The organism is Acinetobacter sp. YH01020 (genome assembly GCF_013420275.1).
In the GTDB taxonomy this organism is placed as follows: domain Bacteria; phylum Pseudomonadota; class Gammaproteobacteria; order Pseudomonadales; family Moraxellaceae; genus Acinetobacter; species Acinetobacter amyesii.
Window position 1 is genome coordinate 53044 of record NZ_VOYN01000006.1, and the last position, 24744, is coordinate 77787.

23 protein-coding genes are annotated in these 24744 nt (G+C 39.4%); 15 read left to right on the plus strand and 8 right to left on the minus strand.

The window, feature by feature from the left end:
• Positions 1-5: 5 nt before the first annotated feature.
• From frr to rimO, 3 genes are all read right to left on the minus strand, one after another.
• Positions 6-560 (minus strand): ribosome recycling factor, encoded by a 555-nt coding sequence (gene frr / locus FTT85_RS04035; protein WP_078188724.1) that lies wholly within the window; start codon positions 558-560, stop codon positions 6-8.
• Positions 561-639: 79 nt separating this feature from the next.
• Entirely contained in the window at positions 640-1368 is a 729-nt protein-coding gene (pyrH, locus tag FTT85_RS04040; RefSeq protein ID WP_078193535.1) for a UMP kinase, read from the minus strand.
• Positions 1369-1413: 45 nt separating this feature from the next.
• Positions 1414-2757: a 30S ribosomal protein S12 methylthiotransferase RimO gene (gene rimO, locus FTT85_RS04045; protein ID WP_180182948.1), complete on the minus strand. Its 1344-nt coding sequence runs from the start codon at positions 2755-2757 to the stop codon at positions 1414-1416.
• A gap of 352 nt (positions 2758-3109) precedes the next feature.
• On the opposite strand from rimO, the gene glnL reads away from it, so the two are divergent.
• Positions 3110-4216 (plus strand): nitrogen regulation protein NR(II), encoded by a 1107-nt coding sequence (glnL, locus tag FTT85_RS04050; protein WP_180182949.1) that lies wholly within the window; start codon positions 3110-3112, stop codon positions 4214-4216.
• Positions 4206-5681, plus strand: coding sequence for a nitrogen regulation protein NR(I) (gene glnG / locus FTT85_RS04055; RefSeq protein WP_078193538.1), 1476 nt, complete (start codon positions 4206-4208; stop codon positions 5679-5681). The genes glnL and glnG overlap by 11 nt, the downstream gene beginning before the upstream one ends.
• A 71-nt stretch (positions 5682-5752) precedes the next feature.
• On the opposite strand, the gene FTT85_RS04060 is transcribed toward glnG, so the two are convergent.
• The 3 genes from FTT85_RS04060 to mnmG all read right to left on the minus strand — a co-directional run bounded on the left by FTT85_RS04060 (position 5753) and on the right by mnmG (position 9622).
• Positions 5753-6079: a hypothetical protein gene (locus tag FTT85_RS04060; protein ID WP_180182969.1), complete on the minus strand. Its 327-nt coding sequence runs from the start codon at positions 6077-6079 to the stop codon at positions 5753-5755.
• Positions 6080-6193: 114 nt separating this feature from the next.
• Entirely contained in the window at positions 6194-7399 is a 1206-nt protein-coding gene (gene mhpT / locus FTT85_RS04065; protein ID WP_180010134.1) for a 3-(3-hydroxy-phenyl)propionate transporter MhpT, read from the minus strand.
• Between the two features lie 342 nt (positions 7400-7741).
• The gene (gene mnmG / locus FTT85_RS04070; protein ID WP_180182950.1) at positions 7742-9622 is read right to left on the minus strand and encodes a tRNA uridine-5-carboxymethylaminomethyl(34) synthesis enzyme MnmG; all 1881 of its coding nucleotides are present in this window, start codon (positions 9620-9622) and stop codon (positions 7742-7744) included.
• A gap of 253 nt (positions 9623-9875) precedes the next feature.
• Between mnmG and FTT85_RS04075 the strand changes: the two genes are divergently transcribed.
• From FTT85_RS04075 to purD, 8 genes are all read left to right on the plus strand, one after another.
• Positions 9876-10226 (plus strand): hypothetical protein, encoded by a 351-nt coding sequence (locus FTT85_RS04075; protein WP_078188731.1) that lies wholly within the window; start codon positions 9876-9878, stop codon positions 10224-10226.
• Between the two features lie 147 nt (positions 10227-10373).
• Complete coding sequence (locus FTT85_RS04080) at positions 10374-11252, plus strand: bile acid:sodium symporter family protein (RefSeq protein ID WP_180003878.1); 879 nt, start codon at positions 10374-10376, stop codon at positions 11250-11252.
• A 75-nt stretch (positions 11253-11327) separates the two neighbouring features.
• Positions 11328-12215, plus strand: a complete 888-nt coding sequence (locus tag FTT85_RS04085; protein WP_180054442.1) for a bile acid:sodium symporter family protein — start codon at positions 11328-11330, stop codon at positions 12213-12215.
• 126 nt (positions 12216-12341) lie between these two features.
• Positions 12342-13244 (plus strand): 50S ribosomal protein L11 methyltransferase, encoded by a 903-nt coding sequence (gene prmA, locus FTT85_RS04090; RefSeq protein ID WP_180182951.1) that lies wholly within the window; start codon positions 12342-12344, stop codon positions 13242-13244.
• A gap of 18 nt (positions 13245-13262) precedes the next feature.
• Positions 13263-14147 carry a DUF3426 domain-containing protein gene (locus FTT85_RS04095; RefSeq protein ID WP_180054446.1) on the plus strand — a complete coding sequence of 295 codons (885 nt, stop codon included), beginning with the start codon at positions 13263-13265 and terminating at the stop codon, positions 14145-14147.
• 392 nt (positions 14148-14539) lie between these two features.
• Positions 14540-14809, plus strand: a complete 270-nt coding sequence (fis, locus tag FTT85_RS04100) for a DNA-binding transcriptional regulator Fis (protein WP_001086304.1) — start codon at positions 14540-14542, stop codon at positions 14807-14809.
• Positions 14810-14904: 95 nt separating this feature from the next.
• The gene (purH, locus tag FTT85_RS04105) at positions 14905-16479 is read left to right on the plus strand and encodes a bifunctional phosphoribosylaminoimidazolecarboxamide formyltransferase/IMP cyclohydrolase (RefSeq protein ID WP_180182952.1); all 1575 of its coding nucleotides are present in this window, start codon (positions 14905-14907) and stop codon (positions 16477-16479) included.
• A gap of 150 nt (positions 16480-16629) precedes the next feature.
• A complete protein-coding gene (gene purD, locus FTT85_RS04110) occupies positions 16630-17913 on the plus strand; it encodes a phosphoribosylamine--glycine ligase (RefSeq protein ID WP_180182953.1) in 1284 nt (427 codons plus the stop codon).
• Positions 17914-18019: 106 nt separating this feature from the next.
• Here the strand turns inward: purD and FTT85_RS04115 are convergent, their stop codons facing one another.
• A complete protein-coding gene (locus FTT85_RS04115; protein ID WP_180182954.1) occupies positions 18020-19186 on the minus strand; it encodes a hypothetical protein in 1167 nt (388 codons plus the stop codon).
• Positions 19187-19357: 171 nt separating this feature from the next.
• On the opposite strand from FTT85_RS04115, the gene FTT85_RS04120 reads away from it, so the two are divergent.
• Complete coding sequence (locus FTT85_RS04120) at positions 19358-19915, plus strand: GNAT family N-acetyltransferase (RefSeq protein ID WP_180182955.1); 558 nt, start codon at positions 19358-19360, stop codon at positions 19913-19915.
• 247 nt (positions 19916-20162) lie between these two features.
• Here the strand turns inward: FTT85_RS04120 and FTT85_RS04125 are convergent, their stop codons facing one another.
• The gene (locus FTT85_RS04125) at positions 20163-20483 is read right to left on the minus strand and encodes a pyrimidine/purine nucleoside phosphorylase (protein WP_180111074.1); all 321 of its coding nucleotides are present in this window, start codon (positions 20481-20483) and stop codon (positions 20163-20165) included.
• A 656-nt stretch (positions 20484-21139) separates the two neighbouring features.
• On the opposite strand from FTT85_RS04125, the gene FTT85_RS04130 reads away from it, so the two are divergent.
• The 4 genes from FTT85_RS04130 to FTT85_RS04145 all read left to right on the plus strand — a co-directional run bounded on the left by FTT85_RS04130 (position 21140) and on the right by FTT85_RS04145 (position 24669).
• The gene (locus FTT85_RS04130) at positions 21140-22012 is read left to right on the plus strand and encodes a MetQ/NlpA family ABC transporter substrate-binding protein (protein WP_180182956.1); all 873 of its coding nucleotides are present in this window, start codon (positions 21140-21142) and stop codon (positions 22010-22012) included.
• 75 nt (positions 22013-22087) lie between these two features.
• Positions 22088-23113 carry a methionine ABC transporter ATP-binding protein gene (locus tag FTT85_RS04135; RefSeq protein WP_168377623.1) on the plus strand — a complete coding sequence of 342 codons (1026 nt, stop codon included), beginning with the start codon at positions 22088-22090 and terminating at the stop codon, positions 23111-23113.
• The gene (locus FTT85_RS04140; protein ID WP_078188742.1) at positions 23110-23805 is read left to right on the plus strand and encodes a methionine ABC transporter permease; all 696 of its coding nucleotides are present in this window, start codon (positions 23110-23112) and stop codon (positions 23803-23805) included. Before FTT85_RS04135 ends, FTT85_RS04140 begins: the two co-directional genes overlap by 4 nt.
• A gap of 270 nt (positions 23806-24075) precedes the next feature.
• A complete protein-coding gene (locus FTT85_RS04145; protein WP_218955427.1) occupies positions 24076-24669 on the plus strand; it encodes a hypothetical protein in 594 nt (197 codons plus the stop codon).
• The last annotated feature ends 75 nt before the right edge of the window (positions 24670-24744 follow it).

The window sequence follows — 24744 nt, forward strand, 5'->3', positions numbered from 1 at the left end:
AAAACTTAGACCTTCATCAATTCAGCTTCTTTTGCAGCCAGACGTTTTTCAACTTCAGCAACGAATTTGTCTGTGATTTTTTGAATGTCATCACCCGCACGACGCTCATCATCTTCAGAAATTTCTTTTTCTTTCAACAATGCTTTGATATCACCCAAAACATCACGGCGGATGTTACGGATCGCAACTTTTGCATTTTCAGCTTCGTTACGTGCAACTTTCTGCATGTCTTTACGTGTTTCTTCTGTTAATGCAGCCATAGGAACACGGATGGCATCAGCAGTAATCGGGTTTAAGCCTAAGTCAGATTCACGGATTGCTTTATCAATTGCAGCAACCATTGAACGTTCAAAAGGCTGAACAAGTAAAGTACGAGAGTCTTCTACACCCACGTTCGCTACTTGGTTTAATGGCACATCAGAGCCATAGTAAGGAACCATAACACCATTTAAAATTGATGGGTGCGCGCGCCCTGTACGAACTTTAGCAAAACCATGCTCTAGAGAATCTAGAGATTTGTTCATACGGTCTTCTGCGTCTTTTTTAAGATCGTTAATCATGTGATCTTCCTTACTTAATTCGAAAAGATGTAAATTCTAAAATAGCTTGTAGTATAAAGAGCTTTAAGGCCCACGTACATTAGTTAGTAACGTGAGTACCCTCTTTTTCACCCATTACCACTGAAAGTAATGAACCTGATTTGTTCATATCAAATACTTGAAGTGGAACGTTGTGGTCACGGCATAAGCAGATCGCAGTTAAATCCATCACACCCAGTTTTTCATCTAAAACTTGGTCAAATGTTAATGCATCGTATTTCACTGCATCTTCATATTTACTTGGATCTTTGTTGTATACGCCATCAACCTTCGTCGCTTTAAGGATAAGATTGGCTTCAATCTCGATACCGCGTAAGCATGCCGCTGTATCTGTCGTAAAGAATGGGTTACCCGTACCTGCGACAAATACACACACTTCGCCACGAGTTAAATGACGAATAGCATCACGGCTAGAGTATGATTCAACTACTGCACCAATGGGTAAAGCTGACATTAGACGAGTTTTGATATTACGTCGTACCAAAGCATCACGAAGTGCCAAACCGTTCATCACAGTGGCCAACATACCCATTTGGTCACCTGTTACACGGCCAACCAAACCATCTTTTTGTAATTGGCTGCCACGGTAAAGGTTACCACCGCCGACAACGATACCCACTTGAACACCCAAACCAACAAGGTGCGCAATTGCGAGTGACATCTGATCGAGCACTTGTGCATCGATACCCATCTCTTTATTGCCCGCTAAAGCTTCACCTGAAAGCTTAAGCAGGATGCGACCAAAACGTGGTTTTTTAGAATCAAGCATCATCAACTCCGAATTATTTAATTTCAATTATTTTTAATGAATCGTTTAAACAGACTTAACCGAGATCAGTTTTGCAAATAAGTCATATTCATCTGCATCTGTGATTTCCACTTCAAGTAAATCACCTGCTTTAATCACTGACTTATCGATATCTTCAACAAATACATTACCGTCAATTTCAGGTGCATCTGCATAAGAACGTGCAACAGCAACTGGGAACTCTTCTTCAAGATCATCCACCAGTACTGTCATTTTCTGACCGATACGGCTTTGCAATTTCGCAGCAGAGATTTCTTGCTGAACTTGCATGAAACGTTCATAACGCTCTTGTTTAATTTCTTCAGACACATGATCTGGCAAATCATTTGCAGTCGCGCCTTCAACTGGTGAGTAAGTAAAACAACCCACACGATCAAGCTGCGCTTCTTTTAACCAATCAAGCAACATTTGGAAGTCTTCTTCAGTTTCACCCGGGAAGCCCACAACAAATGTAGAACGAATCACCAGCTCAGGACATTTCTCACGCCAAACTTTTAAACGCTCCAGTGTATTTTCACTGTGTGCAGGACGTTTCATGAGTTTTAAAATCTTAGGACTTGCATGCTGGAATGGAATATCCAAATACGGCAGGATTTTGCCTTGCGCCATTAAGTCAATCACAGCATCTACATGTGGATATGGATATACATAGTGCAGACGCACCCAGATACCCAATTGACCCAATGCTTCACACATGTCATAGAATTTGGTTTTAACGGGCTGACCGTTCCAGAAGTCCAATTTGTATTTGGTGTCTACGCCATAAGCAGATGTATCTTGAGAAATCACTAAAACTTCTTTTACGCCTGCTTTTTTCAGTGCTTGAGCTTCAGTCAATACTGAACCTACTGGACGAGAAACCAAATCACCACGCATACTTGGGATGATGCAGAATGTGCAACGATGGTTACAACCTTCTGAAATTTTCAAATAAGCATAATGTTTTGGTGTTAATCGAATACCTTGCTCAGGTACTAGATCAATAAACGGATTGTGTTTTGGTGGCTCAGGCACGTATTCGTGCACAGCCTCCATCACTTCTTGATATGCCGCAGCACCTGTCACTTTTAAGACATTTGGATGCATTTGGCGAATTTTGTCTTCGTCTTTACCTAAACAACCAGTCACAATTACGCGACCGTTTGAACTCATCGCTTCGCCAATGGCATCTAACGACTCTTGTACTGCAGATTCAATAAAACCACAGGTATTTACAACTACTAAATCCGCACCATCATAATCTGATGCTACATCATAACCTTCAGTCTTTAACTGAGTTAAAATTCGTTCGGAATCTACCAATGCCTTAGGACAACCTAAAGAAACAAAACCGACTTTGGGGGATTTCATGAATCTGCGCTCCACTATAATCCGCGTATTGTATGTCTTTTCAAAACATAAAAACAGGTGAAAAGGCCACTCTTTATATCACGCACCAAAATAATGCTATAAATTCATTCACATAATTTCATTTGCACCATTTTAATGCATTTTAGATTTACAGACTGTTTTTAATCGGCTATACACTTTATTTAAAGTCTTAAATAAGCGCATTTATTCAAATAAGCATCAAAACTTAGCGTATTTCTCAAATAGTTGGCTTATATCTTGCATAAGTTGCATCAATTCGAACCTTATTAGATTGAACGATTTGCTTTATGAAGATGCCATTGCGCCATTTTAAGACAGGAACCTCTCGCTAATGGATCAGACTATGACGATTGATTACCGGCTTTTAGTGGATAATTTAACCACTGCCATTTTATTGGTCGATAGCAACCTGAATATTTTTTATTTAAATTCATCTTGTGAAGCGCTTTTTGACATAAGCTTACTTCGTGCATCAGGTCAGCCTGTATTAAATTTACTTCATATGCCCGATGATGAATTCAATACGCATGATGCATTAATGAATACATTAACTTCTGGCCAGCACTATACGCGCCGAGAAGCAACGATTAATGTCAACTTTAAAGACATTCATGTTGATTACACCGTGTCACAGCTCAACTCTGGCAAACCCTACCACCCGTTGCTATTGATTGAACTCAATCAAATCGACCGGATGTTGAAAATCTCTAAAGAAGAAAACCTAATTCAACAGCATCAAGTCGCACGACAACTGATTCGTGGTGTTGCCCATGAAATTAAAAATCCACTCGGTGGTATCCGTGGGGCGACACAACTTTTAGCGCGTAGCTTAAATGATCCGAAGTACAGTGAATTCACCGACATTATTATTAGTGAAGTGGATCGATTACGTAATCTTGCTGACACTATGCTGGGTTCAAGACAACTACCAAGTTACGAACCAGTCAATGTGCACGAACCACTTGAACGTGTCCGTTCACTGATCGTCAACCAAACTAAAAAGAAAATTAAAATCACCCGTGATTACGACCTTTCTTTACCAGATGTTCTGGCAGATCGTGATCAATTGATTCAGGTCATGCTAAATATCAGTGTTAATGCTGTTCAGGCGATGACTGAAAATAAAGAGTTCTTTGTTGAGCATCAACCAGAACTCACCTTGTGCACACGAATTCAACGCTTAGTCACCATCAACGGTGTATTAAAACGTTCTGCGGTGCGCATTGACATTGAGGACAATGGACCGGGTGTCCCACAAGAAATATTAGAATCCGTATTTTACCCTTTAGTGACAGGACGAGCGAAAGGCACAGGGCTCGGCCTGAGCATTGCACAAAATATTATGCATCAACATAACGGAATGATTGAATGCCAATCAGTTCCTGGAAAAACAGTATTTAGCCTATATTTACCTTGGGAGTCAGATCATGTCGCGTAATAAGATTTGGGTCATCGATGATGATCGCGCCATGCGTTGGGTGCTGGAAAAAACATTCAAAGAAGAAGGTTTTGATGTTACCAGTTTTGAAGAAGCACAATCCGCTTTAGATCAGTTAAGTGTCGATGCGCCAGATGTTATTTTGACGGACATTCGTATGCCGGGTATTGATGGACTGACCTTTTTAGGCAAAGTCAAAGGCAACTACCCTGACTTACCTGTGATCATCATGACCGCACATTCAGATTTAGAATCTGCTGTGTCAAGCTATCAAACGGGTGCATTTGAATATCTACCAAAACCTTTTGATATTGATGAAGCTTTAGCACTTGTAAACCGTGCAATTTTGCATATTGCCAAATTACAACAACAAGAATCTGCTAAAACCATTCAACCGATTCAATCTACAGAGATTATTGGTGAATCTCCTGCTATGCAGGAAGTCTTCCGTGCTATTGGTCGTCTTTCTCAATCACACATTACTGTATTAATTAATGGTGAATCAGGCACGGGTAAAGAATTGGTTGCGCATGCATTGCATAAGCATTCACCACGTGGCAACAAGCCTTTTATTGCCCTCAACATGGCGGCAATACCAAAAGATTTGATCGAAACTGAATTATTTGGTCATGAAAAAGGCGCCTTCACCGGTGCCAACACGCAGCGTCAAGGGCGTTTCGAACAAGCCAATGGCGGAACACTTTTCCTTGATGAAATCGGCGACATGCCATTTGAAACTCAAACACGTTTACTGCGTGTTTTAGCGGATGGCGAATTCTACCGCGTTGGTGGTCACATTCCAGTCAAGGTGGATGTGCGTATCGTTGCAGCGACACACCAAGACTTAGAAAAATTAGTACATGAAGGTCGCTTCCGTGAAGACTTGTACCACCGTCTAAACGTGATTCGTATTCATATTCCAAAACTTGCACATCGTAGTGAAGATATTCCGATGCTTGCACAGCACTTCCTAGCAAGTGCAGGTAAAGAACTTGGGGTAAGTCCGAAGATTCTTCGTCCTGAAACGCAAGAATACATGCAAAAACTGCCGTGGCAAGGTAATGTACGTCAGCTTGAAAATACCTGTCGTTGGTTAACGGTTATGATCACAGGCCGTGAAGTTTATCCAGAAGATTTACCGTCTGAATTAAAACAGATTCCAATTCAAGGCACAGATGGCAATCCTGCTACTCAAGGGATTGATCGTATTGGTGTGCATCACTGGGATGAGTTACTTGGTCAATGGGCCGTACAAAAACTTAAAAATGGTGAGATGAAAATTCTCGACATTGCCACACCAATGTTTGAACGCACCCTCATCAATGCAGCACTACAGCAAACACGTGGGCGTAAGCGCCATGCAGCAGAACTTTTAGGTTGGGGTCGCAATACCTTAACCCGTAAACTCAAAGAACTCGGTATGGACAGTGCCGAAGATGATGTCGAAGAAGAATTAGAAAGTTAATTTTCTGATTAACATTAAAAAAGCCAGTCACTTGACTGGCTTTTTTAATGTTAAGATTTTTTAGCAAAACTTTATGCTGTAAAGCCTATATAGCGTGAATAACCTTCCACACCTAAATCAGACTTATAAATCAGAAACTCAGGGAAACCTGAGGCGGTAATTTCAGTAAACATATGATACTGATCATCATTGGCATGCAAGTCATCGACTGTATGCTGCATGGTTTGCTCAAATTCATCGGTAATAAACTCAAAACCAATATCCATTGCAATAAACAGCACATGCTCACATGGCTGCACATACTGCTCTTCTGACCAATCAATCACTTGCTGCTGACAATGTGGACACTGAATGTTATCTGAAGGAGAAATATCAAGTTCGATCAATTGATAAGACATAGAAGTAAATTTATTCATAAATATTAGATTTATTCTAACAAAACTAAGTTTCAGCTAAAGATATTTATTCAATAAAAAAGGAGCCGTAGCTCCTTTAAATTTGACTGATTTCGATTATTTCTTAAGGGATGACTTATAGGCAGATAATGCAGCCACCGCGATAGCCGACAAAGCAATACCCGGCGCACTTGCAATTAAAATACCTGTCGTTCCTAGACCTAGCGCCAAAATCTTGCCTGTAAGTAATGGACCTGTCATTGCACCCAAACGTCCCCATGAAATTGCACTTCCCACACCTGTCACTTTCCCAGCTGGTGTATAGAAAATTGGAGAGATCCCATACAAAATCGATTGACCACCTGTAGAGAAAATTCCGCCCATGATGCCTGCAGCAATAAGTACAGGAATGGAATTTGTTGTAAACAGCACAAACAATGCCACAAACAAACCTGAATAGATAATCACTGCCATTTGCCATAATTTTAGGCGATCCAGCAAGTAGCCTAAACCCAGCGTACCAATCACTGCGCCCACTTGGAACATCAACATGATCATAAAAGCTTGTTGCTTTTCCAACCCTTGTTCCATAAGCAAGTTAGGCAACCAACTGATCAGAATATAGTTCACCATTAAGGTAAAGAAGAAACTCAGCCAAAGCGGCAATGTATACTTATAACGCTGTTCAGCAAAAAGGATTTGCCCCATCGGTGGAACCGTTTCCTTGGTTTCTGCCTGAACTTTTTCTGTACGCTTATCTTTTAAGATAATCGCCATGAATGGAATCAAGATTAAAGGCGTTAAACCACCAATTAAAAATAGTGTATGCCATGAGATATCTTTAAAGACAATACCCAAGCCAGCAACAAAGATTGCACCTACGGGTAAGCCACAGTACATCAAACTATTTAAGCGCCCACGGTTAGCATCCGTCGCTTCATCACCCACCACCGAGATCATCGTTGGCATCGCAGCACCCAAACCTAAACCTGTAAAGAATCGTGCGATATATAAAATTTCAATACTTGGTGCAACTGCCGTAATCGACATAAATACACCGAAGATAAAAATCGACAGCATCAGGACTTTCTTCTGTCCCAAATAGTCAGCGACACGCCCCCCAAAGAACGCGCCAAATAACATACCAAACACACCTAAGCTAAACACATAGCCCATTTGCACTTGATCTAAGGAAAATGTCGCTGCGATTCCTTTTGCTGCGATACCGGGCGCTTGCAGGTCAAAACCTTCAAAAAATGCTACCCAGAAACACAAAAATACCGTTAGAAATTTTTGCATTTTTCCCGATTGTTGATTTGCCATAATCGAACTCCATTCATGTAGCGTAAACCCACTTGTACGCCATGCCCTGAAGTTTCGGCTTTATTGGGTAGAATAAATACCACTACAAAGGTCGAAATTCACACGACCAAAAGCCCACCATTAAAACCTAAAACTTTGTATATCAATATTTTTTAGATCTTATTTTTTATTTATAATTAATTATCAATCACTTAGGTTTATGAAAGGTTTTAATAATCAAACCATAGCTAAAACTAATGATGATCAAAATATTCATTTAATCCGATCAAATACCAACAGCCAATAATTTATTGGCAATAAAAAAACCCGCAACTGAGCGGGTTTTTTATTTAACTCAAAATCTTATGCAGATTTTTTCGCTTGGTTATTCTTACGAATCGTAATCATCACCAATTGAACAGCTGCAGGTGTTACACCTGGAATACGACTTGCTTGTGCCAATGTTTCAGGCAATACATTCTTCAGCTTCAGGGTGATTTCACGTGAAAGACCAGAAACGACATCGTAATCAAAATCAGCAGGAATACGTGTATCTTCCAAACGTTTCATTTGCGCAACATCTTCTTGCTGACGGTTAATATAACCCGCATATTTCACAGCAATTTCAATTTGCTCTCCAACAAATGCTGAAACTTCTGAACCAGTCAATTCAGCAATTTGAGAGAAATTGATATTTGGACGTTTGAGCAAATCGATCGCATTGGTTTCTTTAGACAGGTCATCACCCGTCATTTCAACGAATTTTTTGCCTAGTGGATTGTTTGGCGCTGCCCAAAGGTGTTGTAAACGACCTTTTTCAGTTTCAACAGCTTCCATTTTTTGGCAGAACGAATCCCAACGCGTATCATCTACCAGACCCATTTCACGGCCAATTGCTGTTAAACGCTGATCTGCATTATCTTCACGCAACATCAATCGGTATTCCGCACGTGACGTGAACATACGGTATGGTTCTTTAGTACCGAGAGTAATCAAGTCATCAACCAACACGCCCATGTACGCTTCATCACGTTTTGGTGTCCATTGCTCTTGATCCCATGCACGACGTGCTGCGTTTAAGCCTGCAAGCAAACCTTGCGCACCCGCTTCTTCATAACCCGTTGTACCGTTAATTTGACCTGCAAAATACAGGTTATTAATCGATTTGGTTTCTAAAGAGAATTTCAATGATTGTGGATTGAAATAATCGTACTCAATCGCATAACCTGGACGCAATATATGCGCATTTTCCATACCACGAATCGATCGAACCAATTCAAATTGAACGTCGAATGGTAAAGAAGTTGAAATACCGTTTGGATAAAGCTCATGTGTGTCCAAACCTTCAGGTTCCAAGAACACTTGATGCGAATCTTTATCGGCAAATTTATGAATTTTATCTTCAATCGATGGGCAGTAACGTGGACCCACACCTTCAATCACACCAGTATACATTGGTGAACGGTCTAAGCCACCACGAATGATATCGTGAGTTTTCTCATTGGTATGTGTGATATAGCAATTGATTTGCTCAGGATGCATCGACGCATCACCCATGAACGACATAGTCGGAGATGGGAAATCACCCGGCTGTGGCGTCATCACAGAGAAATCAACTGATCGTGCATCGATACGTGGTGGTGTACCAGTTTTTAAACGACCTACAGGTAAGTTCAATTCACGAAGGCGCGCAGCCAATGAAATTGAAGGAGGATCGCCCGCACGACCGCCTGAAGCATTATTTAGACCTACGTGGATCACACCACCCAAGAATGTACCTGTAGTTAATACAACAGTTTTCGCATCAAAGCGAATACCCATCTGAGTAACCACACCTTTTACAGTGTCGCCCTCAACGATTAAGTCGTCAGCTGCTTGTTGGAAAATATCCAAGTTCGCTTGATTTTCTAAGGTTTCACGAATCGCAGCTTTATAACGAATACGGTCAGCCTGTGCGCGAGTCGCACGAACAGCTGCACCTTTACGTGAGTTTAAAATACGGAATTGAATACCGCCTTTGTCAGCAGCCAATGCCATTGCACCGCCAAGCGCATCAATTTCGCGTACTAAATGTGATTTACCAATACCACCGATGGCTGGATTACAGCTCATCTGCCCTAAAGTCTCAATATTATGAGTTAAGAGTAAAGTCTGTCGACCCATACGTGCCGCAGCAAGAGCTGCCTCAGTACCCGCGTGACCGCCGCCGATAACAATGACATCGTAAACTTTAGGATAATGCATAGTGGTAAAGGAGATTAAAAAAGGATGACGGAAGATTATAGCAAAAATTCACCGATAAGTTGACTGATTAACTCGATTTTATTGTTATTGACTACTGTTTTATGCCTATATATTTCTTTATGAACATACATACTTTGCATATTCCATATAAAAATATACATTTCTCAAGCAAATGTTACTCGAAGATTGTTGTTTTATTCTGATGATTTTTTATTCTGTTATAGATCCCATGAGAATCATAAGGACTATAAGCATGAATAAGAATATTTTGCTATCCACGGTTTTATGCGGTTTATGTTTATCACCACTTGCTGCCTCAGCCAATGATAAAGTTGAGAAAGTGTATGATGCACAGCGATATCAACAAGTCTGTAAAGGTAAAAGCCAAGGCGCTCAAGTATCATTTGCCTATCGCGGTATTATCTGGAATGGTACCTGCGAACCACAATTTTTTAGTTCTTCCAAAAATGCAAATCTTCATGGCGAAGAAGCCGAATTATTAAGCACATGTAGTGCAGATGCAAAAGCCACTACTGCAACGATTAATGGACAAGAAATTAAAGGAAAATGTGCTTTAGGGTTCACTCCTCCTCGTCCTAAATAAACAATTGTCGATAAAAATATCGACCAATTAACAGATCAAAAATAAAGCGGGTAAAACATCAGTTTTTACTCGCTTTTATTTATTGCTTATTTATCAAACTGAGATAAACTCAAAAACACTATAAGGATAAAAATATCAGGAAATTCCATGGATTCGGGATTATTTGCATTTTTTCTACCCATTGCTTTAGCCATTATGATGATGGGTTTGGGACTTGAACTTTCAGTCAAAGACTTTTTACGCGTTGGACGCTATCCAAAAGTTATTTTCATCGCTTTATTTACTCAGCTCATTCTACTGACCAGCATTGCGTTTTTCCTGTGTAAGTTGCTTGAGTTACCCCCTTTACTCGCGGTCGGGCTCATGTTGCTTGCGGCTTCACCCGGTGGCCCCACAGCAAACCTTTATAGCTACCTATATAAAGGTGATGTTGCATTAAATATTAGCTTAACGGCCATTAACTCAGTTGTTTCGTGCTTTACATTGCCTTTTATTGTCAACCTTTCCATTTTGCATTTTGTTGGTGAAAGTACCAGTATTGGCATGCCTATCGATAAGATCACCCATGTATTTCTGATTATTTTGATACCGGTATGTTTCGGTATGTTTATTCGTAACTCCTTTCCGACCATTGCATATCACATCAACAAACCGATGCGAATGTTATCTATTTTTTTATTAATTCTTATCTTTACACTCGCAGTTTTGCGCGAACAATCCAACATTATTACGTATTTTGCCAGCGTCGGCATTGCAACCTGTTTACTCTGTTTCAGTGGACTATTTTTGGGTTACTTAATTCCATTCCTCTCGGGTGTGCCTGAAAAACAGGCTCGTGCGTGTACCTTTGAGATTGGTATTCATAACACCAGTATCGCCCTAACCATCGCACTGAGTGTGCTTGAAAACACCACAGTGGCGATACCTGCCGGTGTTTATTCTATTTTTATGTATTTATTGGCGACCTTATTTGGTTTTATTTTGACGCGCCGTGGCAGTCACTTGATTCAACAAGTGAAAACCTAAACTATTTTTTCTAACGCAATCACCATAAGGACTTTGGTGAAAAACCATTAAATATGCTCAAGGAGAATAAATAAGATGGATTCTGGAATTATTACGGTTCTTTTGCCATTAGCACTGGCCTTTATTATGATCGGGCTTGGGTTAGAACTTACCCCCAAAGATTTCGCACGTGTCACCAAGCACCCTAAAGCCGTGTTGATCGCATTATTTTGCCAGCTCGTGTTGCTTGTCGGTATCGCCTTTCTACTATGTAAACTGCTAGCATTACCACCACTGCTTGCTGTCGGATTGATGCTACTCGCAGCCTCACCCGGTGGTAGCACAGCTAACTTATTTAGCTATCTATTTAAAGGTGACTTGGCTTTAAATATTACCCTGACCGCCATCAACTCAGTCATTGCAGCATTAACCCTTCCATTGATCGTGAATTTTTCGATCATGCACTTCATGCAAGAAGGGCAACAAATCAGTCTGCAGTTTGGAAAAATCCTCCAAGTTTTCGGCATCATTATCATCCCTGTCGGTATAGGCATGCTGCTTCGTCACTATGCACCTAAACTGACTGAGAAACTGCATAAACCACTCCGTATCTTTGCTGTGGTCTTTCTCATCTTAATTATTATCGGTGCTATTTACTCTGAACGACAAAATATTGCGGCTTATCTAACTCAAGTTGGCTTAGCAACGGTTCTATTCTGCATCTTCAGCTTATGTATCGGTTATTTTGTTCCGCGACTTTTCGGCATCAATAGTGCTCAGGCACGTGCATGTGCATTTGAAATCGGGATTCATAACAGCACGTTGGCCATGACCATTGCCTTAACAGTGATGGCCAGCTCTGCAGTTGCAATGCCTGCGGCAGTATATTCAATCTTTATGTACATCTTTGCCGCTGTATTTGGCTTCCTAATTACACGTTTTGCACCAATCTCGACAACGACAACCGAAACAATTAAAAGTTAAGGCACTGAAAAGTTAAAAGGATGCCACGTGCATCCTTTTATTTTTTGTCAATTTTGATAATCGCTAACTGCAAGTTGCCGAGTTCCGTTACAATAGCTTTTTATAAAACTCATTTAGGTTATGTCCGTGAAGTGGTTACAAATTCATATTACTGTTGAAAAAGCTCAAGTTGATTACACTGAAACGCTGCTCAGTTCTTTAGGTGCAGTCAGTGTCACGCTAGATGATGCAGAAAATCAGGATTTACTTGAACCACTTCCAGGTGAAACACCACTTTGGAATAAAGTGATCGTAACTGGTATATATGCACAAGAAGATGATGAAGAAATTGATGTTGCAGCATTAGAAACATTTATTAAAGCTCAACTTCCTGATGCGCCAATGCGTAGCGAATTCATTGAAGACCAAGAATGGGAACGCACATGGATGGATGCTTACGAGCCTATCCAAATTGGTGAAAAATACTGGATCGTACCAGAATGGATGGAAGCGCCAGAAGCAGACGCCGTAAACATCAAACTAGACCCAGGTCTGGCATTTGGTACTGGCAACCATGCATCAACATTCTTATGCCTACAATGGTTAGGTAAAGTTAACCTTAAAGATAAAATCGTAATCGACTACGGTTGTGGTTCTGGTATTTTAGGTGTTGCCGCTTTACTTTTGGGTGCCAAAAAAGTTTATGCCACTGATATTGACCCACAAGCCGTTTTAGCAACACAACAAAATGCCGAATTGAATGGTGTACTGGAAAATCTGTATGTAGGCCTACCTGAAGAGTTCAACCAAGAGCTCGCTGGACAAAAAGCCGATGTATTTGTTGCCAATATTCTTGCAGGCCCTCTAATGGCCTTGGCTGCAGAATTCTCAACTTTAATTAAATCTGAGGGAGAGTTCGCACTTGCAGGTGTGATTGAAGAGCAAGTTTCTGATGTTTCTAGTGTTTATTCTGAATTTTTTGATATATTAGACGTAGAAAAACGTGACGAAACATGGTGCCGAATTTCGGGTAAACGCCAACAGTATTAAAATTTAAAATGTGTACTTATGAGCGACAAATTAACTAACTGCCCAACTTGTTTTACAACATATAAAGTAACTGTTCCGCAGCTTACTGTCGCTCAGGGCATGGTTTGTTGCCCAAAGTGCTCTACATCTTTTAATGCACTGTCTCATTTGGTGGTAGATAAAGCGTTGTCTTTTTCTACCCCTGAGCAAGAAAATGCACCGCAAAAAAACTCCAATACTATTATTAATGTCAGCGAATTTAATAATACGCTTACACCAGTGACTGTTGAAGAAACACCAACCCACCATTTATTAAAACTATTTGATCAAAAAGTCGAAAACTCTAATATCGATCTAAAAACTTATTTAAATAACTTAAATTATTTCAGCACCGAACCAATCGGCAACCTGCCTGCTGTAAATTGGGCAGAACAGGCTGAAAAAGATAAAAAACGTACCCCACTGAACTATTTTATGTGGTTCTGTATTAATGCTTTCTTATTTGGTGCACTTATATTCCAGTTTTTCTGGTTCAATCCTCAATATTTAAAAAATAGTCCAGTGATGGGTGCTGCATTCACAGCAGTGTGTGATGTCTTTAATTGTTCACGTCTCGAAGAACACTACAGTTTAATTAGTACCAAAAAAGTCAAAATTCGTAGCATTGGAAATAATGAAACACGTTTTACTGGTGAAATGATCAATTTTCATGACCGTAGCCTTGCCTTACCCAATATGAAAATCTCACTAAAAGAAAATGGTGCTGAAATAGCAAACTATACGCTTTTACCTGAAGAGTATTTGGACAAAAGTCTGCATGGCATCCAACGGATCCCAAAAAGTAGTCCTTTTAAATTCCAATTTAGCTTGCCTATTGCACGCAAAAGCTTCGATAATTATTCAATTGAGTTGATTCGCCCCTAATATTGGAAAAAACTATTAAAAAACTAAAAAAAACATAAAAAAAATGCAGTTTTCTTGCTCACTTTTTCCTAGACAATGGTATGATACGCGCCACGAAAGCTTTGTGCTGCAAACTCCTCGCTAATTTTTCACAACAAATACAATCCCAACCGTGCGCTTTAATATTTATTGCGTATTGAGTAGATTTTTTGTTTGTTTTTTAGGCTGTAACAATTATTAATCTATTGTTACGCTTATTTTTCGAACAATTTTGCGAGTTGTGTCAAGCTACAAGTAATGTACAAGTTTTAGAACTCCGCATTAGGAACTAAAACGGAGTTCATTCAAGTTTATAGACCACTTTTAACAAATCACTTTACCCAAGTGATATTTGATTTTTCGGATTAATTCGCATGAATAGCAAATCTCCTATTTTTACTGCACAATCTGATGTCGCTCTTCGTATTCACGTAGATCGCGCAGTTCGCCATTACTTTGCACAATTGCAAGGCGAGCAACCATCTCAGGTATACGATATGGTGCTGGCGGAAATGGAGAAGCCTCTTCTATCTGTAGTTCTTGAATATACACGTGGTAATCAAACCCGCGCTGCTGAGATTCTCGGCTTAAACCGTGGTACTTTACGTAAAAAGTTGAAAGCTCACGGTTTAATGAGTGAATAAATGATAAAATGCTTGCGGCTTCCGCAGGCATTTTTTTTAACCTGCATTTTGCTAATTTTGTTTTAATCTGTTCCTTGAAAACTGTGACGAAGATCATGACTATTAAACGCGCTTTAATCTCTGTGTCTGACAAGACTGGAATTGTTGAATTTGCACAAGAACTTGCTGCTCTAGGGGTAGAAATTTTATCTACTGGCGGAACATACAAATTGTTGAAAGACAATAATGTTGCCGTAGTTGAAGTTTCAGAGCACACAGGTTTCCCAGAGATGATGGACGGCCGTGTAAAAACGCTACATCCGAAAATTCATGGTGGTATCTTAGCTCGTCGCGGTCTAGACGAAACTGTGATGGCTGAACACAACATCGATGCAATCGATTTAGTTGTTGTTAACCTTTATCCGTTTGCTGCGACTGTGGCTAAACCGAACTGCTCACTTGCTGATGCGATTGAAAATATCGACATCGGTGGTCCGACTATGGTTCGTGCTGCTGCGAAAAACCATGCATCTGTAGGTATCGTAGTAAATGCATCTGACTATGGAACTGTTGTTGAAGAGTTAAAAGCTGAAGGCGCATTATCACATGCAACTCGTTTTGACCTTGCGGTTAAAGCATTTGAACATACTGCACAGTATGACGGCATGATTGCATCTTACTTAGGCGCTCGCGTAGGTAAGGAAGAAGGTCAAGCAGATAAATTTGCGCGTACTTTCAATACTCAATTGAACAAAGTTCAAGACTTACGTTACGGTGAAAACCCGCATCAATCTGCTGCTTTCTATGTAGAAGACACAGCAACTGAAGCATCTGTTTCTACTGCGAAACAACTTCAAGGTAAAGAATTATCTTATAACAACATCGCAGACACTGACGCAGCACTTGAATGTGTAAAATCATTTGCTAAGCCTGCATGTGTCATCGTAAAACACGCAAACCCATGTGGTGTAGCTGTATCTTTAGACGGCATCCAAGCGGCTTATGACCTTGCTTATGCAACTGACCCTGAATCTGCATTCGGCGGCATCATTGCATTTAACCGCGAATTAGATGTTGCAACTGCGCAAGCCATTGTTGACCGTCAATTCGTTGAAGTGATCATTGCTCCGAGCGTTGCTGAAGGCGTGCTTGAAGTGACTGGCGCGAAGAAAAACGTACGTGTACTCGTATGCGGCGAGCTTCCTGCAATTACTGAACGTAAAGCTCAGTTAGATTACAAACGTGTGAATGGCGGTTTGTTGGTTCAAGACCAAGACTTAGGCATGATCACGAAAGATGACCTTAAAGTTGTGACTAAACGTGCGCCAACTGAAGCAGAAATTGATGACTTGATCTTTGCTTGGAAAGTTGCGAAATACGTTAAGTCTAACGCGATTGTTTATGCAAAAGGTCGTCAAACCATTGGTGTTGGCGCAGGTCAAATGAGCCGCGTTAACTCTGCTCGTATTGCAGCAATTAAAGCTGAACATGCTGGTTTAGTGGTTGAAGGTGCGGTAATGGCATCTGACGCATTCTTCCCATTCCGTGATGGCATTGATAACGCTGCAAAAGCGGGCATCAAATGCATTATCCAACCGGGTGGTTCTATGCGTGATGAAGAAACAATTGCTGCAGCTGATGAAGCTGGTATTGCAATGGTCTTCACTGGCATGCGTCATTTCCGTCACTAATTGATTAAAAGTCGTATTTATTGATCCCCCTAAATCCCCCTTTGTAAAAAGGGGGACTTTTCACGTAAGAAACCATAACTTTCAAGCGTGATCCCCTCCCTTTTTTAAAGGGAGGTCGGGAGGGATTCTATTCTTTTGAGGGATTTTTAGATGAATATTTTAGTTTTGGGTAATGGCGGTCGTGAACATGCATTAGCATGGAAAATCGCACAAGATGATAAAGTCACAAAAGTATTTGTAGCACCAGGTAATGCGGGTTCTGCAACTGAAAATAAATGCGAAAATGTTGCACTAAATATTTTAGACAATGCTGCGATTATCGACTTTGCTAAAAACAATGCAGTTGATTTAATCGTGGTTGGTCCTGAAGCACCGCTTGTAAATGGCGTTGTGGATGCTTGCCGTGAAGCAGGTGTAAAAATTTGGGGTCCAACTCAATTTGCTGCACAGCTTGAAGGCTCTAAAGCATTTGCAAAGCACTTCTTAAAACGCCACAACATTCCAACTGCTTTCTATGATGTATTTACAGAAGTAGATGCGGCTAAAGCATTTGTTGAAAAAAATGGTGCGCCAATTGTAATCAAGGCTGATGGTCTTGCTGCGGGTAAAGGCGTAATTGTTGCCATGACCAATCAAGAAGCATTTGATGCGATTGATGACATGCTTGCAGGCAACAAATTTGGCGATGCTGGCTCACGTGTAGTAATCGAAGAATTTCTTGCAGGTGAAGAAGCTTCTTTCATTTGTATGATTGATGGCGACAACATTTTGCCAATGGCAACGTCTCAAGATCACAAGCGTATCTTTGAAGGCGACCAAGGCCCAAACACTGGCGGTATGGGTGCTTACTCTCCTGCTCCTGTTGTGACTGCTGACGTATTTGAAAAAACCATGAATGAAGTGATGCGTCCTACCGTTGAAGGTATGAAAAAAGACGGTCATGTTTATACAGGTTTCTTATACGCAGGCCTAATGATTGATGAACAAGGTCAACCTAAAGTGATCGAGTTTAACTGTCGTTTTGGTGACCCTGAAACTCAACCAATCATGATGCGTTTAAAATCATCTTTAGTTGATTTAGTTGAAGCGGGTATTGCGGGTAATTTACCTGCGAAAGCGGAATGGGATGAGCGTAAAACTGTAGGTATCGTTCTTGCGTCACGTGGCTACCCTGAAACTTCTAGCAATGGTGATGTGATTTCTGGTTTAGACACTGAAATGGCTGATGCGAAAGTATTCCATGCTGGTACTAAAGCACTTGAGACTGGTGATATTGTGACTGCAGGCGGTCGTGTTCTTTGCGTAACTGCGCTTGGTAATACGATTGGTGAAGCTCAAGCGAAAGCTTTAGAACTTTGCCAAAAAGTGACTTTTGATGGTGTTCAATACCGTAAAGATATTGGCTACCGTGCAATTGCACGTGAAAATGCTTAATCATTCATTTGATTAAATAAAAACCCCGCTAAGTGCGGGGTTTTTTATAAATAAATAGCTCAAATAACGGCTTTTATCATCTATATCCATGATTAAAAATACACGTTTATAGAGGTTCTTTAAGATAGTTTTTAAGCCTATTTTGTACTAATTTTTCAGTTAAATTATCTTTGTAGCTAAAATAGATAATATCCACTCCATTTGCTTTACTGAGTTGAAGCTTTTCCTTATCCCTTTGCTTTGTTCTTTTTAAACCTTCTTCTCCACCAAATAAGTTGACAGCAAGATAGTGTTGTTGCCCTTGGTACTCAATCGCTAAATTTAGCTCAGGGATATAGACATCAAACCTTTGTCTATTCAACCAACTTGGTGATGCTTCTCTTTGAACCGTGTATTGAGGAAATAGCAGATTGATATAGTTAAATAATAAGGTTTCATTAACCCACCTTTCACCTATACGTGCAACACCTTTTAACTCTCTAATATGGTTTTCCGCATCCCTTTCACTGATACCTTCCTGAAATGCGTATTTAGCAATGTAAGCGCCATATTTAGCTTTAAAAGCCGAGCCATACATTTTGTGGCAATAGATTAAATCTGAATTGGTATTGGTGTAGATATGGCAAATCGAAACTTTAACAGATTTATGTTCTAACGCATTTTTAAGGTGAGTGTGGCGTACAGCCAACCCAATCTGATTTTGGGCAAGAGCATCCTTAAAACATGAGCAAAAGAAACTTTCTCCTGTCATTTTGTTATAGAAAGTCTGCCGCCACTCATAAAAGCCTAATTTTGATGGTAATAAACTTTTTGGTGGTGTCATTCGTGAATAAAGCTTAGTTAATAATGCTTGTGGAAATTCAACGGAAAGAAGCTGTATTGATGTTTTGTTTTTGGTTTTCATTTTTGTATTTTTAATATTGTACTTCCTAGTTATTCCTCCTCCATAAAGGAAATCACACAATATAATAAATGAAGGTAGTTTAACTTCCGTAACATCCAGATCTATGTCCTTATCACTGATTAGCTCAAATTGAAGATAAGGGATTATCATTTTCCCTTTGTCTATATACTCTTTCAGTGATAAGTGATCATCATAGTATCCAAATGTGTAATTCTGCTTTATTTCAGTTATTGAGATTGAATCCGGAGTACTAAAAAAGTGAATAAGAGCTTCATATAAATCTTCAAAAACTGTTGTTTTTTCCCGCCCAAGATTTTCTTGGCATAATACGAGAAATTCATCCTCTGAAAATTTGTATTGCAACTCCATATTTACTCCTTATCAACTAAATATATGTAAAAGCCTATTAAGATTAGTTCATCAAATCAAATTACATCTCCCCCAAATACTATTCACTTATATCAATTCCATCATCATGTACACTATAAATTATTTACATTAGTCTCAGTAAGAAAACACCCATACAAATTAATATTTAATATGCATATTTTTATCCAAACCCCTCGCCTTATCCTCCGCCAATGGCAAGACTCCGACACTGCCCCATTTATCCAAATGTGCGCAGACGAAGACGTCATGCGCTATTTCCTCAAAAAGCTGAGTGCTTCTGAAGCCACTGCGTTTATGCAGCGCCTACGTGATGCAATAGAAACACGTGGTTGGGGTTTATATGCCGTCGAGCTTAAAGCCACAGGCGAATTTATTGGCTTTATCGGCTTACACGTACACCCACCTGAGTTTGAAATAGCCGATGCACCTGAAATCGGCTGGCGACTACTACCGCAATATTGGCATCAAGGTTATGCCACCGATGGAGCAAAAGCTGTACTCAAACATGCTTTTAGAAACTTAAGACTAGATAAAGTTATTTCCTTCACTGCAAGTTTGAACACACCATCAGAACGTGTCATGCAACGCATAGGTATGCATAAAGTACGCGAGTTTAATCATCCGCTTGTACCAGCAGAACACCCATTAAACCGTCATGTGCTGTATGAAATACAGCGTAGTGATTATTTGCACATCCCCTTTTGCTAATTCAATAATTATTCACGGCAAAACTAAAGTACATTAACTCTGCCAAACAGTGGCTATAGATGATGTTAAAAAGCTTAATTTTAGTCACCGCAGGATTTCGTATAAGACAGCAAAATCATTCATGTAATCATATAAAAAACCCCGCTAAATGCGGGGGTTTAAACTCTAAACAGATCAATTACTATGGCTTTGGAAGTAAAAATCATAAGTCACAATGCTAAAGCAACTCCAAACTGTTTAAGCATGCTCAATCAAAATGGCATACATAATCAATGACATCAGTACATTGCACTTTAAAAATAGAATCTTGTGGAACAATAAAGCTTTCGCCTGACGTATATTGAACAAACTCGCCCTGCTCGCCAATTTGCACAACACACTGCCTCGATGTGATTTCAACACGTTCTTTCACATGCGCCTCAAACGTCATGGGTTGCTCTGATGGCAAAAATACACCGATGGTTTTTTGACTACCATCTTCCATTTTTAAAACATGGCTCACTGATCTACCGCCATAATGAACCGTAGGCTTTTTTACAAATGAGACGAAATCAAACTGATTTGACATAGCGTGCCTCACATAGCAATTTATTATGATCAATTATTAAGCAGTTTATATTAAACAATATAGCGGATTCAATCTTCCTCAGATTTAGATCTAAGATTTTGAAAAACCATGAATTAGAGTTGAACTTCAAATATATCAATAAAGATTTCAATGCAGATTAGATTGAAGCACTTCGTTATTTTCACATATGAATGTTACAAATTTTGTGTATGACAGGACTTATTTCATTTTTATCATTTTTTCAGCAATACATTTTAAAATTTGTTATATAGACCTAAACTTATACAAATGACGTACTTAAATAGTTTAATTATAAATAATATATTGTTTTTACTTATTAAATTATTTAATTAAACATATTACATATACATTTTTGGTGCTAAGCATAACTTTTTAAATCACTATATTGAATAATAAAAAATTGATATGATGCCTAGTGAAATATAGAGATTTGCTTTATTAAATCTTTTGTTTACAGCAGCTTGCAATGGCTATCTTTTCCCATTTGGAAATAGACTCAGATCTAATTGTATAAGTCTGTGTAGCATTTTAAATTATTAAGCATCTATCAGCCTGTCTGATAAAAGACTTAAGTAAATCTCTCCATAATATGATTTGTGAATTTATTAATTTTATAAATTTACTCGGGTGAATATATGAAAAAGCTCCTAGGATTAGTTCTCGGTTTATCTGTGGGCCTTTCAGGCTGTGGTAAACAAGAAGCCCCTGCAACTGACGCCGCACAACAAAAAGACACTGCAGAAGTGCAAACTGTTACCATGGCTTCGACTGGTTCAGATGCTGATATTTGGCGCTATATTGCTACGCTTCCTGAAACCAAAGAAGCTGGCATTAAACTTGAAGTGAAAAACTTTACTGACTATGTGTCTATGAACACTGCTGTAGCGAACAAAGAAATTGATGTTAATGCATTCCAGTCATATGCCTATATGGTTGCGTTTAATGACAACAATAAAGATAAAATTGCACCGCTTTCGACAACTTATTTAGAACCAATGGGTATCTATTCAAGCAAAGTCAAAAAACTTGAAGAGTTTAAAACAGGTGCAACCATTGCGATTCCAAATGATGGCGCAAACGAATCACGTGCATTGTTACTACTTCAATCTGCTGGCTTAATCAAACTTAAAGCTGATTTTGACGATGTAAAAGGTACACCTGCTGACGTCACTGAAAATGCGAAGAAAATCGTAATCAAGCCAATCCAAATGGCGACTGCGGTTCGTGTTAAAGACGAAGTTGATGCGATTGTTTTGGGTAATACCCTTGCAATGGAAGGTGGTTTAAACGTACTGAAAGATGCGGTTTACTATGAGCCAATCGATCAAAGTACAAAAATGAACGTGAATATTCTTGCTGTTGCTGCTGACCGTCAAAATGACCCAGTTCTACAAAAAGTGGGCGCGCTTTACCACACTCCAGCAGTTAAAGCTTACATCTATGAACATTTTGGTGGTACTAAAATTGATGTAAACAAACCAACTAGCTACCTCACTGAAGCAAAATAGTAATATAATTTCTTCAAATAAACAGGCAAAGTTTACTTTGCCTGTTTTTTCATTTTTGAACCCTTTTTTGACGCTATGATCCAATTTAAAAATATCTCCAAGCATTTTGAGCTAAAAGGCCAAACCGTTACAGCACTGGATCAGATTAATCTGGACATTCCAGATGGCTGTATTTTCGGTTTAATTGGCTACAGTGGTGCAGGCAAAAGTACCTTAATCCGTTTAATTAATTTGCTAGAACGTCCGAGTGAAGGGCAAATTATTATTCATGATAAAGACTTTACTGCTTTAAATTCGGCAGAGCTGCGTCAAGAAAGAACCAATATTGGCATGATCTTCCAGCACTTCAATTTACTGCAAACCAAAACAGTTGCAGAAAATATTGAAATGCCGCTTAAACTTTTAGGTGTGTCTAAAGCTGAACGCCAAAAACGTTTAGAAGAGTTGCTCGAATTTATTGACTTAAAACATAAGAAAAATGCTTATCCAGATGAGCTCTCTGGTGGTCAAAAACAACGTGTCGGGATTGCCCGTGCGCTTGCCAATCATCCTAAAATTTTACTGTGTGATGAAGCAACATCTGCTCTCGATCCGCAAACCACCAAATCGGTATTGGCGTTATTAAAGAAAATCAATCAAGAACAAGGCATTACCATTGTCATGGTCACCCATGAAATGGATGTGATTGAATCCGTTTGTGATTATGTTGCGGTAATGGAACAAGGGAAAGTCATCGAACATGGCTCAACTTTAGAGATTTTTAGTCAGCCAAAACACAATACAACGAAAAACTTTATTCAAACTGTATTACAGCAACAGCTCCCTGTTAATATTTTAAATAATTTAGAAAATCAAAATCATAACAGTATTTATTGTTTAAAATTCCTCGGCAGTTCGGCACAAGAAACTGTGATTCAGGCGGTAATTAAACAGTTTGATATTAGCCTGAATATTTTGTTTGCCAATATGACTGAAATTAATGGTGCGGTGATTGGACAAATGTTCGTTCAGCTATTAGGTGATACAGCATTGATTCAACAAGCGGTGGCGTTCTTAGAACAACATGGTGTTGAAGTCACTCAAGCAGGAGTTCAGCAATGAGAGATTTAATTGTTCAATGGCTGACTCAAATTACAGCACCCTTTTGGAAAAGTTCTTTGTCTATGGATCAGTTCGTCACTGCCCTACAAGAAACTTTTCACATGGTGTTCTTTGCCATGCTCTTCGGCTGTATTTGGGGTTTTATCCAGGCCGTGATCTTATATGTCTCACGTCCACAAGGCATTTTGCCTAACCGTGTCATCTACCATGGTTTGAACCCGATAGTGAATGCGCTGCGTTCATTGCCATTTATTATCCTCTTGATTGCGGTCATTCCTTTGACCAAAGTCATTGTAGGGACATCAATTGGGACTTGGGCTGCGATTGTTCCGCTCACAATCTATGTTGGTCCTTACATTGGTCGTCTGATTGAAACATCGTTGCTCGAAGTAAATGACGGCATTATTGAGTCTGCTCAAGCAATGGGTGCATCTCCGCTGCAAATCATAACTAAATTTGTGCTACCAGAGTCTCGTAGCTCTTTGATTTTAAACTTAACGACTGCAACGATTAGCTTAATTGGCGCAACAGCCATGGCGGGTGCAGTAGGTGCAGGCGGTATCGGTGACCTTGCTATTTCTTATGGTTATCAACGTTTTGATAGTAGCGTGGTGATCATGACCGTGATTGTCTTATTGATTTTGGTGCAAATTGTACAAAGTCTTGGCGATTGGTTATCGAAGTTACGTTGAGCCATCACGATTTATATAAGCTCTCTTCGGAGGGCTTTTTAGTGTTTAAAATTTAGTTTTTAATGCAGAACTAAAACCAAGATTTCTTTGACCCTAAATTACTTTGACGGCAAATTAGCAACACAATAGAATTTAAAATTCGCCCCTCAACATTACGTTTCCAAAAACTTGAATTACGACAAAACATCAAAAGAACAGGATTTTATATTCCCCATACAATCTACACTGACAGCACAAATTTTCCGCTTAACTTTTTTCACAACTGAGATATTGATCACTTCAGCAGCATCTGCATCCATTGCTGATTATGACTATGTCACTAGTATTAAGGTAAATGATGTTGACTTAGCCTTACCCTTGTCTGCATCAAAAGTAAATGCATTAATCAGCAAAAATCCAGTGAAGCCAAAATATGAATTTTCAGAATGTACCGGTAATACTGAATTTCATGTCACATCAAAAGGTAAATTTCTAAAATTTGAAATTTATGCTGAGGACAATCCTCAAGTTAAAAATGATTCATTCTATAAAAATAAAAACAGCTTCGCCCAACTTGGACAAACCAAAGGGATTGTTTGGATGGAATGGGACAACTCCACGCTAATACACGATAAAATTCAAATTGGATCAAAAAACCTAACAAGCCAATATAACTTTCAACAATTTGTCAAAGACTTCCCCAAAAGTGCAAAATTAGCCAATCCAAATGAAGTTGCTTATGTGATTTTACTCTCACCTGCTCATGCCAAATCCGTGCTGAAAGAGCCGCAAAACTATGATCTACCCTATATCGGCAACTTAGCCTTCAACTTTAAAAATGGCAAATTAACTGCCTTTTCAGTGAATCAAGGTATTGCTTGCTAAATGGTGCTTGTCATACAGCGTTTATTGATTAAACAGTGAATTTATAAATCTGTATAAAGCCATGCAATAAACGCA